This is a genomic window from Bradyrhizobium sp. OK095 (assembly GCF_900109945.1).
GTDB lineage: Bacteria > Pseudomonadota > Alphaproteobacteria > Rhizobiales > Xanthobacteraceae > Bradyrhizobium.
Genome location: NZ_FOBX01000003.1, coordinates 46,211 through 63,492, shown reverse-complemented (window position 1 = coordinate 63,492; position 17,282 = coordinate 46,211). Strand labels below are relative to the sequence as shown.

Annotated in this window: 16 protein-coding genes; 10 read left to right on the top strand and 6 right to left on the bottom strand. The window is 62.6% G+C overall.

The features are described from left to right. Positions 1 to 6: 6 nt before the first annotated feature. Positions 7 to 1,536, bottom strand: a complete 1,530-nt coding sequence (locus BMW89_RS09225; RefSeq protein ID WP_092026236.1) for an aldehyde dehydrogenase family protein — start codon at positions 1,534 to 1,536, stop codon at positions 7 to 9. An 8-nt stretch (positions 1,537 to 1,544) separates the two neighbouring features. Beyond that, positions 1,545 to 2,438: an NAD(P)-dependent oxidoreductase gene (locus BMW89_RS09220; protein ID WP_283805325.1), complete on the bottom strand. Its 894-nt coding sequence runs from the start codon at positions 2,436 to 2,438 to the stop codon at positions 1,545 to 1,547. An 86-nt stretch (positions 2,439 to 2,524) separates the two neighbouring features. Here BMW89_RS09220 and BMW89_RS09215 point away from each other — a divergent pair, with 86 nt between their 5' ends. The 4 genes from BMW89_RS09215 (at position 2,525) to BMW89_RS09200 (ending at position 7,333) form a co-directional block, all read left to right on the top strand. Continuing rightward, positions 2,525 to 3,448 (top strand): LysR family transcriptional regulator, encoded by a 924-nt coding sequence (locus tag BMW89_RS09215; RefSeq protein WP_092026233.1) that lies wholly within the window; start codon positions 2,525 to 2,527, stop codon positions 3,446 to 3,448. 198 nt (positions 3,449 to 3,646) lie between these two features. Beyond that, positions 3,647 to 4,228, top strand: a complete 582-nt coding sequence (locus BMW89_RS09210) for a TRAP transporter small permease subunit (RefSeq protein ID WP_092024904.1) — start codon at positions 3,647 to 3,649, stop codon at positions 4,226 to 4,228. Between the two features lie 28 nt (positions 4,229 to 4,256). Then, entirely contained in the window at positions 4,257 to 5,912 is a 1,656-nt protein-coding gene (locus tag BMW89_RS09205; RefSeq protein WP_092024902.1) for a TRAP transporter large permease, read from the top strand. Positions 5,913 to 6,031: 119 nt separating this feature from the next. Further along, on the top strand, positions 6,032 to 7,333 hold the full coding sequence (locus BMW89_RS09200; RefSeq protein ID WP_092026230.1) for a M20/M25/M40 family metallo-hydrolase: 1,302 nt from the start codon (positions 6,032 to 6,034) through the stop codon (positions 7,331 to 7,333). A gap of 127 nt (positions 7,334 to 7,460) precedes the next feature. Here the strand turns inward: BMW89_RS09200 and BMW89_RS09195 are convergent, their stop codons facing one another. From BMW89_RS09195 to BMW89_RS09185, 3 genes are all read right to left on the bottom strand, one after another. After that, complete coding sequence (locus tag BMW89_RS09195; RefSeq protein WP_502686387.1) at positions 7,461 to 8,789, bottom strand: sensor histidine kinase; 1,329 nt, start codon at positions 8,787 to 8,789, stop codon at positions 7,461 to 7,463. Positions 8,790 to 8,865: 76 nt separating this feature from the next. Continuing rightward, positions 8,866 to 9,540, bottom strand: a complete 675-nt coding sequence (locus BMW89_RS09190) for a response regulator transcription factor (RefSeq protein WP_092024840.1) — start codon at positions 9,538 to 9,540, stop codon at positions 8,866 to 8,868. 141 nt (positions 9,541 to 9,681) lie between these two features. Next, positions 9,682 to 10,455 carry an SDR family NAD(P)-dependent oxidoreductase gene (locus BMW89_RS09185; protein WP_092024838.1) on the bottom strand — a complete coding sequence of 258 codons (774 nt, stop codon included), beginning with the start codon at positions 10,453 to 10,455 and terminating at the stop codon, positions 9,682 to 9,684. Positions 10,456 to 10,601: 146 nt separating this feature from the next. On the opposite strand from BMW89_RS09185, the gene plsY reads away from it, so the two are divergent. Together plsY and BMW89_RS09175 are read left to right on the top strand one after the other, a co-directional pair. After that, positions 10,602 to 11,288: a glycerol-3-phosphate 1-O-acyltransferase PlsY gene (gene plsY, locus BMW89_RS09180; protein WP_092024836.1), complete on the top strand. Its 687-nt coding sequence runs from the start codon at positions 10,602 to 10,604 to the stop codon at positions 11,286 to 11,288. A 1,050-nt stretch (positions 11,289 to 12,338) separates the two neighbouring features. Further along, complete coding sequence (locus BMW89_RS09175) at positions 12,339 to 13,499, top strand: acyl-CoA dehydrogenase family protein (protein WP_092024834.1); 1,161 nt, start codon at positions 12,339 to 12,341, stop codon at positions 13,497 to 13,499. A 43-nt stretch (positions 13,500 to 13,542) separates the two neighbouring features. Here the strand turns inward: BMW89_RS09175 and BMW89_RS09170 are convergent, their stop codons facing one another. Further along, on the bottom strand, positions 13,543 to 13,893 hold the full coding sequence (locus BMW89_RS09170) for a YunG family protein (RefSeq protein ID WP_092026228.1): 351 nt from the start codon (positions 13,891 to 13,893) through the stop codon (positions 13,543 to 13,545). Between the two features lie 233 nt (positions 13,894 to 14,126). Between BMW89_RS09170 and BMW89_RS09165 the strand changes: the two genes are divergently transcribed. The 4 genes from BMW89_RS09165 (at position 14,127) to BMW89_RS09150 (ending at position 17,280) form a co-directional block, all read left to right on the top strand. Next, entirely contained in the window at positions 14,127 to 14,933 is an 807-nt protein-coding gene (locus BMW89_RS09165) for a GntR family transcriptional regulator (RefSeq protein ID WP_092024832.1), read from the top strand. Positions 14,934 to 14,978: 45 nt separating this feature from the next. After that, positions 14,979 to 15,812: a transporter substrate-binding domain-containing protein gene (locus BMW89_RS09160; protein ID WP_092026225.1), complete on the top strand. Its 834-nt coding sequence runs from the start codon at positions 14,979 to 14,981 to the stop codon at positions 15,810 to 15,812. A 123-nt stretch (positions 15,813 to 15,935) separates the two neighbouring features. Continuing rightward, positions 15,936 to 16,604 carry an amino acid ABC transporter permease gene (locus BMW89_RS09155; protein WP_092024831.1) on the top strand — a complete coding sequence of 223 codons (669 nt, stop codon included), beginning with the start codon at positions 15,936 to 15,938 and terminating at the stop codon, positions 16,602 to 16,604. A 10-nt stretch (positions 16,605 to 16,614) separates the two neighbouring features. Further along, a complete protein-coding gene (locus BMW89_RS09150; protein WP_092024829.1) occupies positions 16,615 to 17,280 on the top strand; it encodes an amino acid ABC transporter permease in 666 nt (221 codons plus the stop codon). Positions 17,281 to 17,282: the final 2 nt, after the last annotated feature.

Here is a 17,282-nt window from a genome sequence, read left to right as displayed (position 1 = left end):
CCGGCGCTACTCCCGAATCCCGGGCGCGTAGCCAAAGCCCACAGCCGGCTCAGCCGCGGTCTCGACCCAGACACTCTTGACTTGGGTGTATTCGAACAGCGTCTCGACCCCGCTCGAACGGCCGTAGCCGCTCATTCCGAAGCCCCCGAAGGGCGATGCGACGCTGATCGTCTTGTAGGAATTGATCCAGAACGTTCCCGCCCTGACTTGTGCCGCGACCCGGTGCGCGCGTGCGACGTCGCCCGTCCAGACCGCACCGGCGAGACCGAAATCGCTGTCGTTGGCGAGTGCGATCGCTTCCTCTTCGGAATCGAACGGGATCGCGGCGACGACCGGTCCAAAAATCTCGTCGCGGGCCACCGTCATGCTGTTGCTGACGTCGCGCAGCACGGTCGGTGCGACGAAGAAGCCGCCCTGCCCCGGGCTGCCGTCGCTGCCGGTGGCAAGCGTTGCACCCTCGCTGAGGCCCTGCTTCACCATCGCGAGCACGCGCGCGTACTGCCTGATATTGTTGATCGGCCCGACCTCGGTGTCCGCCGCGCCGGGCGCACCGACCTTCAGCTTCGCGGCACCGTCGGCGACCATCTTGACGAAGCTGTCATAGACGGAACGCTCGACCAGCAGCCGCGAGCCTGCGACGCAGCTCTGTCCGGCACCCGCGAAGATGGCCGACTGCGCACCGATCGCCGCGCGTGCGAGATCCGCATCGGCAAACACGATATTGGCGGATTTTCCGCCGAGCTCAAGCACGCAGGGCAGCAGGCGCTTGGCGGCGGCCTCCGCGATCAGCCTGCCCGTCGGCACTGAGCCCACGAACACGACTTTCTTCACCGCGGGCGCGCCGAGCGCAGCCTGTCCCGTCGTGTGGCCGTAGCCCGCGAGCACATTGACGAGACCGACCGGCAATCCGGCCTGCTCGGCGAGATGCGCCAGCGCCATCGAGGTCAGCGGCGTCAGCTCCGAAGGTTTCAGCAGCACGCCGTTGCCCATGGCGATGGCGGGCGCGACCTGCCAGCCGCAGGTGAAGATCGGTGCGTTCCAGGGCGTGATCTGGAGCACGATGCCGACGGCTTCGCGCCGCGTGTAGTTGAGATGGCTCGACGGCACCGGGATCACGTCGCCATGGAATTTGTCGGCCCAGCCGGCGTAATACTCGAACATCTCGGCGACCTTGGCGACCTCGACGCGCGTGTCGCGGATCGGCTTGCCCGCCGAGAGCGATTCGAGGCGCGCCAGCTCCTCCGCCTTGCCTTGAACGGCCCGCGCGATCGCCTGCATGACACGCCCGCGGGCCGCAGCTGTGAGCCGCGACCAGCCGGCTTGCGCTGTAACGGCCGCGCTAGCGGCCTCGGCAACGACGGCCTCGCCGGCATCTTGATAGGCGTAGAGCGGCGCGCCGGTTGCGGGATCATCGATGGTGATGAGCGCACCCGCGCCAGGAGCGATACGGCCCGCCACGTAGGAACCGACCGCCGCGCAATCCGGCCAGAAGGGCGCGAGCGCATCGCGCAGCCGCGTGTCGATGAAAGAGGTCATGGTGTCACTCACATCCTGCCGAGCTGAAGCTCGACGATCCTGTTGAAATCTTCGCCGTCGCCGATCGAGGTGGCGCTGTCCGACCAGATCCGCGCGGCTTCGCCGGCGATCGGCAGGTCGAGCCCGAGCCCGGCGATGAGCTGCGTGGCAAGGCGAACGTCCTTGCGCATCAGGGCCATCGTGAAGCCGGAATCGAAAGCGCCGTTCAGCACCCAATTCGGCAGATTGACTTGCGTGACGCCGGAGCGGCCGGAGCCGGCATTGAGGCCTTCGAGCAGCCGGGCCGGATCGACCTCGGCCGCGCGCGCGATCCGCATCGCCTCGGCGGCGGTGAGCAGATGCGCGGCACACAGCAGATTGTTGATGAGCTTGCAGACGTGCCCGGCGCCGACCGATCCGACATGGACGCGCTTGGCGCTCATGTCGGCGAGGACTGGCTCGACCGCGGCGACGTCGGCATCCGCGCCGCCGATCACCATGGTCATGGTCGCCGTGATGGCGCCCTTCGGACCGCCGCTGACCGGCGCGTCGATCATCGCCATGCCGTGCGCGGCGAGCGCTGCGGCCAAGCGGCGGGTCGTCTCGGGATTGGATGTCGAGGTGTCGACGACGCGTAAGCCCTGCTTGGCATGGGCGATGATGCCGCCCTCACCCGCCACCACGGCGTCGACGATCTCGGCATTCGGCAGCGACAGAATGAGGAGATCCGCGCGGGCGCAGAGCGGTCCGACAGCTTCGAAAACCGCGATGCCCGCCGATGCGAGCGCGCTGCGAGTCTTTTCCGATGCATCGGTTCCAAGCACCTCATGCCCGGCCCGCATCAGCGAGAGCGCCATGCCGCGCCCCATATTCCCGAGCCCAACGACGCCGACCACCGCCATATCCCTGTCCCTCGTCCTGATAATGCGGAGAAACCATAGGGACCCGGACCCGGACTGGGCATCAGCAGCGCGGTTGCCTAATGTTGCCTCATGAGCAACACTTCGGCATGATCAATGCACTCGACGAGAACCGGCTGCGCTATCTGTTCGAAGCCGCGCGCTACGGCGCGGTGCGCGCCGCGGCCGACGCCCTCGGTGTGAACCCATCTGTGGTAAGCCGGCAGATCGCCCTGCTGGAGCGCGAGCTCGACACCGCCCTGCTCGACCGGCACAGCCGCGGCGTGCGGCCAACCGAGGCAGGTGCACTCCTGATCGAACATTATCGCCGCCACACGGTGGATCGCGACGACACGCTCGCCCGCTTGCGGGAGCTCCAGGGGCTGCATCGCGGTCACATCGACCTCGTGCTCGGCGAAGGCTTCGTCGCCGATCTCATGGGCGGCGCGCTCGACGAGTTCTGGCAGCGCCATCCGCGGCTGACCATCTCGCTGGAACTTGCGGGCACCAGCGAGGTCATCCGCGCCATTGCCGACGACCGCTGCCACATCGGGCTCGTCTATCATCCGCCGCAGGATCCGCGAATCCGTTCGTGCGCCGCCATCCGGCAGCCGATCTGCCTGATCGCACGCCCCGACCATCCGCTCGCAAAACTCCGCCGCCCGGTCAGGCTTCGCGAAATTGCCAGGCACGCGCTCGGAATCATGCATGCGGGCTATGGCACGCGCCAGTTGCTGACGATGGCCGAGACATCCGAGAAGACCGGTCTGTCGCCGAAGCTGACCACGACGTCGATCAGCATCCTCCGGCATTTCGTCCGCTCCGGTCTCGGCGTGACGCTGCTGCCGGCCTTCTCGGTGGCGGCGGACCTGGAGGACGGATCGCTGGTCGCCATTCCCGTCGACAATGTGCTGCTCTCAGCGGCAGAGGCTCACATCATCACCCGATTGGGCCGCGAGCTGCCGAACGCGGCCAGCCAGTTGCTCAGGTTCCTGATCGGCCGGATGAAAGCCTTTCAAGCCGGTCGCCGCTGACCGGAGCGTCACCGGCGGCTGACATTAACCGGCGGCCTGCGGCCCTATTCCCCTTAACTATCAACAAACTTCCGATTGACTGGCGGCACCGCCGCTGGTTTTGTGCGGCGGCCTTAAGCCTTCTCGGCGGGACAAGCCGACGCGCCTGGTCGGCGCAGACCCAAAACGGCCAAGGCAAAATCGGGGGAGGACCTATCGTTGCAAGCGCTCCTAAAGTTGAGCCGTGGAATCGACGCGTTCACACGTTGGACGGGCAAGCGTTTGGCTTGGCTGATCCTGGTCGCCGTGATCATCTCCGCCCTCAACGCGATCGTCCGCAAGACGTTCGATACCTCATCCAATTCCTGGCTCGAGCTGCAGTGGGTGCTTTTCAGCATCGTCTTCCTGCTCTGCTCGCCATGGACCCTGCTCGACAACGAGCACATCCGGATCGACATCTTCAACAGCATGATGCCGAAGAAGGCGCGCAACATCATCGACGTCATCGGCCATGCATTCTTCCTGCTGCCGCTGACGATCGTGATGATGATTACCGGCGTACCGTTCTTCATGCGCTCGTTCCATATCAACGAACAATCCGGCAATGCCGGCGGCCTGCCGCAATGGCCGGCGAAGTCGCTGATCATGATCGCGTTCGCCTTCCTGTTCGTTCAGGGCGTCTCCGAATTGATCAAGCGAATCGCGATTATGCGCGGGCTGATTCCCGATCCTCACGAGTCGCAGGTGAAGGCGATCGAAGCCGAGGTCGAACACCTCGTCCAAGCGATCGAACAAAAGTGACCGCCAGCGGCGTTTTTCGGGGGAATTTATGACCGCGTTTCTTATCGCCAATATGGCGCCGATCATGTTTGCGTCGCTGGTCGTCATGCTGCTGCTCGGCTATCCCGCGGCGTTTTCGCTCGGCGCCGTCGGCCTCATCTTTGCAGTGGTCGGAATCCAGCTCGGCGAATTCCGCCCGGACTTCCTGCAGGCCCTGCCCGAGCGCGTTTACGGCGTGATGAACAACGACACGCTGCTCGCGATTCCGTTCTTCACCTTCATGGGCCTGGTACTCGAGCGATCCGGCATGGCCGAAGATTTGCTCGACACCATCGGCCAGTTGTTCGGCACGATCCGCGGCGGCCTCGCCTATGCGGTGGTGTTCGTCGGCGCGCTGCTTGCGGCGACCACCGGCGTGGTCGCGGCCTCCGTGATCTCGATGGGCCTGATCTCGCTGCCGATCATGCTGCGCTACGGCTATGACCGGCGCATGGCCACCGGCATCATCGCGGCGTCCGGTACGCTGGCGCAGATCATTCCGCCCTCGCTGGTTCTGATCGTGATGGCCGACCAGCTCGGCAAGTCGGTCGGCGACATGTACGAAGGCGCGTTCATTCCGGGCCTGGTGCTCGCCGGCCTCTATGCGGGCTACGCGTTCCTCGTCACCCTGATCTTCCCGAAGGCCGCGCCCGGCTTGCCCAAGGAGGCGATCGGCTTCCGCGAGGACAGTGGCGACCGCGGCCTGCGGTCGCTGGGCGTGTTGTTCCTGGCGAGCTGCGTGTTCGGCTGGCTCATGATGCGGGGCTCGGAGACGCACGGTGCCGATTTCGTCGTGCTCAGCATGTTCTTCGGCATCCTGTTCGCCTTCTTCGTCGCGGTCGTGAACTGGATTATCGACAAGCTTACAGGCTTCCGCTTCCTCTCGAAGATGGCGCAGCAGACAACCTTCGTGATGGTGCCACCGCTATTCCTGATCTTCCTCGTGCTCGGCACCATCTTCATCGGCATCGCGACACCGACCGAAGGCGGCGCCATGGGCGCGGCCGGCGCCCTCATCCTCGGCGCCGCGAAGCGGCGGCTGACCTGGGACCTGGTCCGCCAGGCCGTGGAATCAACGGCGAAGCTGTCCGCGTTCGTCGTCTTCATCCTGGTCGGTGCGCGCGTGTTCTCGCTGACCTTCTACGGCGTCAACGGCCATGTCTGGGTCGAACACCTGCTCACCTCGCTGCCCGGCGGCCAGGTCGGCTTCCTGATCTTCGTCAACGCCTTCGTGTTCGTGCTGGCGTTCTTCCTCGACTTCTTCGAGCTCGCCTTCATCGTGATCCCGCTGCTTGGGCCCGCGGCCGAGCATCTCGGCATCGACCTGATCTGGTTCGGCGTCATCCTCGGCGTCAACATGCAGACCTCGTTCATGCACCCGCCGTTCGGCTTCGCCTTGTTCTATCTGCGCTCGGTCGCACCGAAAGAGTCCTATATCGACCGCCTCACCAAGAAGCGCATGGAGCCGGTCACGACGGGGCAGATCTATTGGGGCGCGGTCCCCTTCGTGGTCATCCAGGTGATCATGGTGGGGCTGGTGATCACGTTCCCGTCGATGGTGATGCACTACAAGGGCGTGCAGTCGAACATCGATCCCAACACCATCAAGATCGAGATTCCGCAGATCGATCTGCCGCCGCTCGATTTTGGACAGCCCAAGCAGTAGCCGGCCATCGCCATCGCATCATGTTCCGTCCAAGCGGAACATGATGCGCGCGCCGGCCCGGGTGACAAGCGTCGGAAACACAGGCATACCGGGCCATCCTCCAGCCTATGGACTGCCGCATGCCTCGATTGCACTCTGCTCCGTTACTCGTCGCTCCGTTGATCGCCTCGCTCTGGCTGGCAAGTGCCGCAACAATCGTGCATGCCGAGCCCAGTGCGAATGTCATGGCCGATGTCCACGCGCTGGCGCAAAAGGAGCAGCAGCCGCTGCTCGACACACTGCGCGATCTCGTCAGCATCGAATCCGGCAGCAAGGATGTCGAAGGCTTGAACCAGATCGCCGAGCGCGTTGCCGGCCAGCTCAAGCAGATCGGCGGCACGGTCGAGATCCTTCAACCCACCGATATCTATCGCCTCGACGACACGCCCGAGAAGATCGGTCCGGCCGTGCACGCCACATTCAAGGGCACAGGCAGCAAGAAGATCATGCTGATCGCCCACATGGACACGGTGTACCTGAAGGGCATGCTGAAGGACCAGCCGTTCCGCGTCGACGGCGACAAGGCCTACGGCCTCGGCATTGCCGACGACAAACAGGGCGTCGCGCTCATTCTCCATACCGTGGCGTTGCTGCAGAAGCTGAACTTCAGCGATTACGGCACGCTCACGGTGCTCACCAATGGCGACGAGGAAATCTCCTCGCCCGGCTGGCGCAGCACCATCACCAAATTCGCTTCCGATCAGGATGTGGTGTTCTCGTTCGAGGGCGGCGGCACCGACGGCACGCTGCGGCTCGCCACCAGCGGCATCGGCTCGGCCTATCTCACGGTGATCGGCAAGTCTTCGCATGCGGGCGCGAGGCCCGAGGGCGGCATCAATGCGCTCTACGAGCTCTCGCACCAGGTGCTGCAGATGAAGGACCTGTCCAGGCCGGAACAGGGCCTGAAGCTGAACTGGACGGTCTCCAAGGCCGGCACCAATCGCAACGTGATCCCTGCCGAAGCCACCGCGCAGGCCGATGCGCGCGCGCTCAAGGTCGCCGATTTCGACGAGCTGGAGAAGGCGCTGCAGGACAAGATCAAGAATCGCCTGCTGCCCGATTCCAAAGTGGCGTTGAAATTCGAGGTGCGCCGTCCGCCGCTCGAGGCCAACGACGCCTCGCGCCGCGTGGCCGCCTATGGCAAGACGATCTATGGGGAGATCGGACTGCCTCTCAAGGTCGACGAGAAGGCAACCGGCGGCGGCACCGACGCTGCGTTTGCGGCGCTCAAGACCAACGGCGCTGTGGTCGAAGGCATGGGCCTGTCAGGCTTCGGCGCGCACTCCAACGATGCGGAGTATGTGAAGCTCGACACCATCGTGCCGCGGCTTTATCTGGCCACCCGCATGATCATGGATTTGTCCAACGGCAAGCTGAAATAGCGGCTTCCTCACTTCCTTCCCCCCTTGTGGGGGAAGGTGGCGCGAAAGCGCCGGATGAGGGGTATCTATCGGCGAACTCAATTGTGCGAGATGAACGCGCGGAGAGAACCCCTCACCCGTCTCGCCGCTATCGCGGCGAGCCACCCTCTCCCACAAGGGGAGAGGGAAAAGAAGCTCCCTCCGCCAGCCGAAACCGCAGCGTGAACTCCGCGCCGCCGCCCGGAAGATTCTCCACCGCCACCGTCGCGGCGTGATCGTCCGCGACGCCGCGCACGATCGAAAGCCCGAGGCCCGCGCCGTCGCTGCGCTGGCGGTCGCGGCGCCAGAAGCGCTGGAAGATCAGTTCGCGCTCGGCCTCCGTGATGCCCGGGCCGCAATCGCGCACGCGCACCGAGCCGTCGTTGCCCACCTCGACGTCGACCGAGGTGTCCTTCGCGGTGAATTTGATAGCGTTTTCGGCAAGGTTGAAGATCGCGCGCTGGAGCATCTCGGAATTGCCGTGGATCATCACCGGCGCATCAGCGCCCTTGAGCGCGATGTCCTTGTGCTGGGCCAGCGCGAACGGCGCGATCGAACCAACCACCTCGGTGCAGACGGCGCGCAGATCGGCCGTCTCGCCGGGATCGAGCACCAGCGTGTCGAGCTCGGCGATCTCCAGCAGCTGGGCGACGATGCGGCTCATACCCTCGATGTCGGCATGCAATGTCTCTCTTGCGGCACCGTCGCCAAGCGTCTCGATCCGCGTGCGCAGGATGGTCAGTGGCGTGCGCAATTGATGCGCGGCATCCGCCGTGAACTGCCGCTGCACCCGAAAGCCGTCCTCGAGGCGGTCGAGCGCCTGGTTCACCGCGGTGACGAGCGGCATGATCTCGCGCGGGATCTGTTCGGTCGGCAGGCGGATGTGGGTGCGCGCCGGGCCGATATTGCTGGCCTCCTCCGAGGCCTTCCACAGCGGCGCGATCGCGCGGCGGAAGATGATGATGTCGATGGCGAGCAGGATCAGCATGATCGGGATGGTGATCCACCCCACCCGCCGGAAGAAGTTCGAGATGATATCGTCGATGATGACGTCACGATGCGCCAGATCTTCGGCGACCTGGATGCGCACCGTCTTGCCTTCGATGATCCGGGTGACGCCGGCGCCGGAAATGGTCTCGGACAACCGCGGAGCCGATGCGGCCGCCCCAGTCAGCCGATGCGAGGAGAACAGCAACCGGCCCTCGGCATCGCGAATGTCGTACTGGTAACGGCCGTAAGCGTCCGAGTAGAGGCCCCTGAGACTGTCGGGCAGATTGAACGTCAACGTACCGTCCACCTGCGGAACGATGCGCTCGGCGAGCACCTCGGCCTGGGCCCGCATGGCCTCCCGATGCAGTTGGTCGACCTCCGAGTTCAACAGCCAGAACAGCACCAGCGGCAGGAAGATCGCGACCACCGCGACTGCGACGATGTGCATGAACACGATGCGCGAGATCAGCGATTTGAACGTCGGCCTGGCGAATGCCCCGGCGCGAAATCCAACTTGGGCCACGCTATTTCTCCTCGGCCATGAGATAGCCGACGCCGCGAATGGTGTGGATCACGACCTTGGCGCCGTGCTCGGTGAGCTGCTTGCGCAGCCGCGAGACGTAGACCTCGACGGCGTTGGAGGCGACCTCGCCTTCGAGGCCGAAGATGTGATCCTCGACGTTCTTCTTCGGCACCACCCGCCCCTGCCGTCGCAGCAGGATCTCCAGCACCGAGGTCTCGCGCGCAGAAATGATCCGCGGCTGGTCGTCGACGAAGATCTGGCGGCTCTCGGTGTCGTAGATGAGGTTGGCGAGGCGCAGCGAGCGCCCCAGCAACTGGCCCGGCCGGCGCAAAATCGCCTCCAGCCGCGCCACCAGCTCCTCCATCGCGAACGGTTTTGCGAGATAGTCGTCGGCGCCGCTGCGCAGGCCGCTGACGCGGTCCTGCAAACCGCCGCGCGCGGTCAGCACCAGCACCGGCAGCGGCTCCATCTGCCGGCGCAACTCGCGCAGCACCGACAGGCCGTCGCCGTCGGGCAGGCCGAGGTCGAGGATCATCGCGGCATAGCTGACGCTGCTGACCGCTTCGCGCGCTTCAGCGGCGCTGCCGACGATGTCGCTCTGGTACCCGGCCGACGACAGGCCGCTCGCGACGAGCCGCGACAGCTCGGCATTGTCCTCGACGATCAGAAGGCGCATCGCATGTCCGCAAGGCTGTCAAATCTTCATACGGCTCGCGCCGTATCTTCGCTCTCTTCCACCATCCGCGCGATTTCAGCCAGCAAAAAGGCGGCGCTGACCGGCCTTTTTGGGCCCTGTCAGGTTGGTGTAAGCCGCAGGCTAGGCCGCCGGAAGCTTGACGCCCGTCAGCTCGCCCAATCTGTTGATGAGCTCGTCTTGGAATTTCGGATCGATCGCCTCCGCGGCCGGCTGCTCCTGCTGGAGGTGATGCCAGTAGCGGCCGCTGACCATCGCGACCGGCTCCTCGCTCACGGCAAGCCAGCTCTGTGTTCGCTGTCCAGTGTCCAGATCCACCGGCGCACCCGCACCGCCCATTTTGGTGCGCACCCACCCCGGATCGACGGCGTTGCTCAAAATGTGCGGCCAGCGCCGCGCCAACGCGGAAGCGAGCGCGACCGCATGCAGCTTGCTCTCGGCATAGGCTTTTGCCGCATCCCAGCTCCGCTTCGTCCAATCGAGGTCGCGCAATGATCCCTCTCCGCCGCGATGAAGGCCACTGCTGAGATACACCAGCCGCGCCGGCCGCTCGATCAGGGCCGTCAGCATGTACGGCGCAAGCGTGTTGATCGCCAGCGCGCCGGCATGGCCTTCCGGCGTCGAGCCGCGACTCCGCTCGGTGTAAACGCCAGCGTTGTGGATGATCGCATCCATGCATCCGATCGCGTTGACCTGGTTTGCGATGTCCTTTGTCTCGACGGCGCTTCTGAGATCGCCGACCACAATCCCCGCCGCCTGTGATGCGAACTCATCGACCGCGGCGGCACGATCCGTCGATCGCGCATGCAGCACCACGCGGTGTCCCTTATCGAGCAGAGATTGCGCCGCCGCCCGGCCGAGACCATCCGTGCTACCGGTGATGAAGACTATTGCCATGCGTTGCTCCCTAATCCTTCGATATTCTTCTGACCTTTTCCATCCCGTCAACATTCTTGCCGCCTCGCGTGCTGAGGCTTCGAACGCCATGGCGGTCAGGCAAAGTCAGCGGTAAAATACCGAGTACCAACACTGGACATCGACCCATGACTTTCTGGACGGCGAGCGCGTTTGGCTTGGTGATCGCCTATCTCCTGGGTTCCACGCCCACGGGCTATCTGGCAGGAAAACTGCTTGGGGGTATCGATATTCGAGAGCACGGCTCCAGGTCCACCGGGGCAACGAATGTCTTGCGGACGCTTGGCAAATGGCCCGCATTGGCGGTGCTCATCACCGATGTGCTGAAGGGCGTCGCTGCCATCGTTGTCGCCCGCTGGTTCTGTCCCTGGCTCCCTCTGGCGCTTTCCTCGACGCCACCGACCGCGCTTGAACTGCAAGTCTGGGTGCCATGGACGGTCTGTCTGGCAGGAGTTGCCGTGCTGTTCGGGCATGGCCGCTCGATCTGGTTAAACTTTACAGGCGGCAAATCCGCAGCGACCGGACTGGGCGTGCTGCTCGCGATGTCATGGCCGGTGGGACTGGGTGCCGCGGCCGTCTTTGGCGTCGTGCTGGCCATGACCCGGATTGTTTCCCTTGGCTCGATCCTCGCGGCGTTGACGGCCATCGTTCTCGTCTGCGGTTTCGAGCACCCGATGCCCTATCGGTTGCTGGTGATCGCAGGCGGCATCTACGTGATCGTTCGCCATCGTGCCAACATTGAACGGCTATTGGCGAGGACGGAGCCACGGCTGGGCCAACATAGCCCGGATGCGAAGGCGGAAGTGCAAGTGTAGTTCGGCAGATTCGATACCGCATATGGGCCGCTGTTGACCCGTCGCCGACATCCTGGCGCTCCGGGGCGGTGGGCCGCTTTTTGGCCCTCAGCAGACCGGTCGTGGCATGATGCTCGATGGCAGGCTTTTGACCCAGACTGTGTGAGAACGGTTTTCACACAGCCTGGACCCATAGCGGACGATCAGCGCATTTCGCGACGTAGCTCAACGTCTCCCAACTCAGTCGTCACACACGACTACGCAGTAGCTGTCGTTGGTATCGTGTAGCCAGCCCGATGTACCCGGGGAATTCGTAACGCCGGGCGGAGGGACATTTGGAATTTCGCATTCTTCAAGTAGACCATGATCGAAACGCAACGCTTTAATCTTCGAATTCTGGTCTTTCACGAACCGGCAATTTGCACGAGTTGAGGTCGAATAGTCACCAATTCCTCGTCCGCAAGTAACCGAGCTGGAACCTCTTACCCCGTCGCCGTGCATCACCGTCACGTGACGAAGTCCCACACTTGGCTGAAAAGTCCACTCTCGACTGCCGACACTAAACGATGCTTGTGGAATTTGCTGTTGGGTCGGACACCGCAGCTCTCCAGCGGTCGCAGAGGTTAAAGCCGCTCCGCCCCAGCCCATGAGAAAAATGACTAATATTACCTTCATGTGAGCCCTCACGCCTCGATCCCTGCATGTGGGGTCGGATTTCTTCCAACGCTTGGACGCACGGCGGATACCCAAACAATTCAGAATAGGCAAGTAGCAAGCATCCGTTTATAAAATGTGTGCGTGCATGCAGCAAATGTCCGCTCCTGGCCCTAAGCAGATAGGAAGGCCCCTTCATTGGACGTCCGCTTCTGGAGCGGTCGCAGAGCCGACGGATCGTGGCTTTCGTCATCCGACAGAGCTCCCGCTGTTGCTCAAATCCGACCCACCCGTCTATATAACGAACTCCGTCACTTTGATCGATCGCCGCAATCACCTGCGAGCGCCGTGGTCGAGCGCAAGTGATCGAAAGCCAGCACTCCGCCGAGGCGGAGGTCGACCGGAGTTTCCGTCCTTATGTCCCATCAAGACGACAGCCTTGTCGCGAAGATCGAAGCGTTCATCCGCAACGAAGTCATTCCCTACGAGAAGGATCCGCGGACAGGTCCGCACGGCCCGAGCGACGAACTCGTGCAGGAGCTGCGCGCCAAGGCACGCAAGGCCGGCGTCCTGACGCCGCATATTCTCAGTGACGGATCCCATCTCACGCAGCGCGAGACCGCAAAGGCCTTGATCAAATCCGGCCTCTCGCCGCTCGGGCCACTGGCGTGCAACACCATGGCGCCCGATGAAGGCAATATGTACCTGTTGGGCAAGGTCGGAAGCAGTGAGCAGAAGGCGCGATTCCTCGAGCCGCTGGTGTCGGGCAAGGCGCGCTCGGCGTTCTTCATGACCGAGCCTGCGGATACGGGCGGAGCCGGATCCGATCCGTCGATGATGCAGACGACATGCCGTCTCGACGGCAATCACTGGGTCATCAACGGGCGAAAGAAGTTCATCACTGGCGCCGAAGGCGCAAAGGTCGGGATCGTCATGGCGAAGTCGGACGACGGCGCCTGCATGTTCCTCGTCGATCTGCCGAACCCTGCGATCCGCACGCTGCGCGTGCTGGATACGATCGACAGTTCGATGCCCGGCGGACATGCCGAGATCGACATCGAAAACCTTCGCGTGCCTGCCGACCAGATGCTCGGCGCCTCCGGCGATGGTTTCAAATATGCGCAGATTCGCCTGAGCCCCGCGCGCTTGTCGCATTGCATGCGCTGGCTGGGCCTCGCGATACGCGCCAATGAAATTGCCACCGACTATGCCTGCCGCCGCCAGGCGTTCGGAAAACCGCTGGTCGACCACGAAGGCGTCGGCTTCATGTTGGCGGAGAACCTGATCGATCTCAAGCAATCGGAGCTGATGATCGACTGGTGCGCAGACGTGCTCGACTCCGGCTCGCTCGGGACCAGCGAGAGCTCCATGGCGAAGGTTGCCGTGTCGGAAGCTCTCATGCGCGTCGCCGATCGCTGCGTCCAGGTGATGGGAGGCACGGGGGTCTCGACGGAAACGATCGTCGAGCAGGCTTTCCGCGAGATCCGCGCGTTTCGGATCTATGACGGGCCGACCGAAGTTCACAAATGGTCGCTGGCCAAGAAAATCAAGCGCGACTGGAAAGCAGGGCAACATTGACCGGCGCGCGGCGGAGTAAACGGTGCGAGGAGCGCTGCATCACCTAACCTGACCTGGCATGGCGCTCCTGAAATGCCGCTCTGAGTTCAGCTAGTTGATCTCTTGTTGCCCCTTGCTCTGCGTCGGCCGGGTCTGTCGCAATGTCCATGTAAGCGATCGGCTGCTCGAACTGGCTTGCCGTGAAGTCATAACTGTTGCCTCCGATCCGATTGTAAAAATGATCGCCGGCCGGCAGAGGCGTCTTCAGCAGATCGCCGCCGAAGAGTTCGTGGATCAACAGCGACGTGACGTTGCATTGCCCTGCCGCCGGATTGTCCGCCGTCCACTGGCTCGCCGTCGACAACGACCAGGCCTTGCGCAGCGCGCGTTGAATCTCATCGGGATCGAAGCTCATCGTCATCTCCAAGGATTGGCGTCGGACGAATTTCGGATGCAGCGACGGATGCAAGCAACGCGATCGCTCCGCGACGCGTCAATCCAATCGGAGAATAATGACCACGAGACGGCTTGGCTTTCGTAACCACGGACCTATCGCCTAATTAATAGACGGCGCCTCCACTTGACGAAAGAAACAGCAGATGAAAGATTGTTGACAATCGATCACCTGCTGAAAAGATGGGTCGCGGTATGAAAGAAGCTCGTTTGGGTGGGGGAGACACGCGCAGCGTCAGCCAGTTTGCGCGTGTCCCGAAATCCACCTTCCGGGCGCATATCGTCGATGGACTTCGGCAAGCGATCTTGCGCGGCGACATGGAGCCAGGCTCTCCGCTTATCGAGGCCAACCTTGCTAGCCAGTTCGGCGTCAGCAGGGGCCCCCTGCGCGAGGCAATGCGTCAGCTAATTGACGAAGGATTACTCGTGACGGTCCCGTACACCGGGACTCACGTCGTTGATCTCTCCGTCGAGGACGTTCGCGAGATCTATTCGATACGCGTCAACCTCGAGATATTCGCATTCGAGCAGATCTGGCCGCGCCGGGATGCCCAGTTCCGGGACGGTCTGGTTCGTCGTCATGAAGCCCTGACCCAGTGCATCGACGCACAGGATGACGCGGCCAGCATCTCGGCCGAGCTAGAGCTGCACGGTTTTGTTTACGAGGCGGCCGGGCACCGAATCCTTCTGAAGACATGGGAAAGCATTCGCGGTCGGCTCCAGTTGTATTGGGCTGCCCATCACAGGGCGCATGGCATCCGTGGTCCGAGGCGTGACGGCCACGATGACTACGTCAGAACCGCGCTCGGCGATAACTTTGAGGACCTCCGACAGGAAATCACCGGTCATATGGCGCGCGGCGGGAGTCAGACGGAAGCCTTTCTCGCGAGCCGCGTGCAGGAGCCGATCGCACCGCCGTCGCTTCCTTCCGCCGCGAACGACGCAGGCACGACTGCTGCCGCAGCAAGCCGCGCTCGCGAACTGTCGAAGTCGGTCGAATAGAGGCATCGAAAGTCACCGCCGAATGTCTCTCAAAGGAGAATGAACATGGATTTCAGCAGGCGACATTTTCTGGCTCTGGCCACGGCCGCCGCAGCCAACTTCGACTCGATTCCCGTCTTCGCACAGGACGCTACGACACTGGATCAGGTCAAGGCGCGAAAGCAATTGCGTATCGGGGTAACCTCGGCGGAGCCTTGGTTCTTCAAAGATCCGCTGTCCGAGAAATGGACCGGGATCGGCGTTGCCATGGGCGAGAAGCTTGCGGCCAATCTTGGCGTGGAAATGGTGCCTGTCGAGACGACATGGGCCAATGCCGTCGCCGCGCTGCAAGCAAACCAGATCGACTTGATGTTCGTACTTGATCCGACAGACGAGCGAAGGAAGGCCATCGATTTTCCCGATGCACCGCTCTTTTACTACGCGATGGGCGCGCTGGTCCCCGAAAACGGCCCGTTCGCGTCGTGGACCACGATCGACAAGCCGGGCACTCGCATCGGCGTTACCCTTGGCACCTCACTCGACAAGAACGTGACCGCCATGGCCAAGTCGGCCGCGATCAGTCGCTTTTCAAACAACGATGAGGCGATCGCGGCCTTCGCCGCCAAGCGCGTCGATGTCGTCGTCCAATTCCACCCCGCGCTTGTGGTGCAGTACGCGCGGCTCAAGCTCGGCAAGGTGATTTTGCCGGAGCCTGTTACTCCGGTGGCGACCAGCGCAGGTTTGCGCAAGGAGCAGAGCACGGCGTTCCGAGACTGGGTCAACACTCAGTTTGCCGAGCTTTATAAAGCCGGCGTCCCCAACCAGCTGTTCGCCACTTATCTCAAGTCGAAGAACATCGACGCGACCGGAATTCCGGGGCTCATAAAAGAAGCATGGTAATCGGCTTTCGAGAGACGTTGAGACGGCGCCTGCGCCTCGTATTTCGTCAGGTCTTGCAAGGCGACGGGGTTCGGTCGGCATTCTCGCCAGAGCCCTTCCGTAGAGAATGAGGGTCAAGGGACTATGACCTATTTATGGGATTTCGCCCCCGTACTGGCGCGTTCAGATCTGCTTGTTGAAGGCCTTATCAACACGGTCGAGATCGCGGTTATCTCGATCGTATTTGGCGTCGTGATCGGATTGGCGCTTGCGTTCTTGAAGCTCTCGCCGAAGCGAGCTTTATCATATCCGGCCACGATCCTGATCGAGTTCTATCGCAACACGCCGCCTATCGTTCACTTCTTTTGGTTCTTCTATGCGCTTCCCGTGATTGCAAATATCAGCCTCGATCCTTTCATTGCTGCGATCCTTGCGCTTTCCACGCAATCGGGTGCCTTCTATGCGGAAGTGTTTCGGGGCGGAATTGTTTCCGTTGAGCGCGGGCAGTGGGAAGGCGCAAAAGCGCTTGGCATGAAGCAATCGCAGCTCATGCGCCGCGTAGTCCTACCACAAGCCCTGACGCGAGTGTTTCCGCCGTTTGTCGAGCGCTCCTTCGAGCTTACCAAGACGACCGCACTCGCCTCTACGCTGGCTTACGCCGACCTGATGTACCAAGCGATGCTGGTCAACAGCGAGACCTTTCGTCCGCTCGAGGTCTATACCACGATCGCACTGATGTACGTCGTTCTGCTGGTTTTCGCGAGCACCCTCGCGCGCGTCGCCGAAGCTCACATGACCGCCTATCGGCGGTGAGGCAGCGATCATGAACTATCATTTCGATTTTGCGCTCATCTTGCAGAGCCTGCCGGTGCTCCTTCGAGGATTGCTTGTCACGATACAGCTCTGGGTGCCGAGCATCGCCGCTGGTCTCGCTCTCGGCCTCCTCTTGGCGTTGTGCAGACTTTCAAAAACCCCGTTCATACGTGTTCCGAGCCTTCTGTATATCGAACTGTTCCGCGATACTCCGGTGCTGATCCAGCTCATTTGGTTCTTCTATGCGTTTCCGATCATCGTCGGCGTTCAACTTTCGCCATTTATCGCCGCTCTCCTGGGACTGAGCCTCAATACCTCGGCCTATTCCGCCGAGATTTTTCGCGGTGGAATCCAGTCGATTGCAGCAGGCCAGTGGGAGGGCGCGAAGGCGCTCGGGATGCGGCCGACTGCTGTGTTGCGGAGGGTCATACTGCCGCAAGTGTTCAAGAGAATGCTCCCGGCCTTTACGAACCGCGCCATCGAGGTGGCGAAGATGTCGTCCCTCGCCTCAGTTCTCTCGGTTCACGAGCTCATGTATCAGGGCCGGCTGCTCAGCTCGACGTACTACCGTCCCCTGGAAATCCTCACCACCGTCGCCTTGATCTATTTCTTGATGATCTACCCCGGCAGCTATCTTTCAATGAAGCTTGAGCGTCGCATGGCGAGCAACAGCTGATG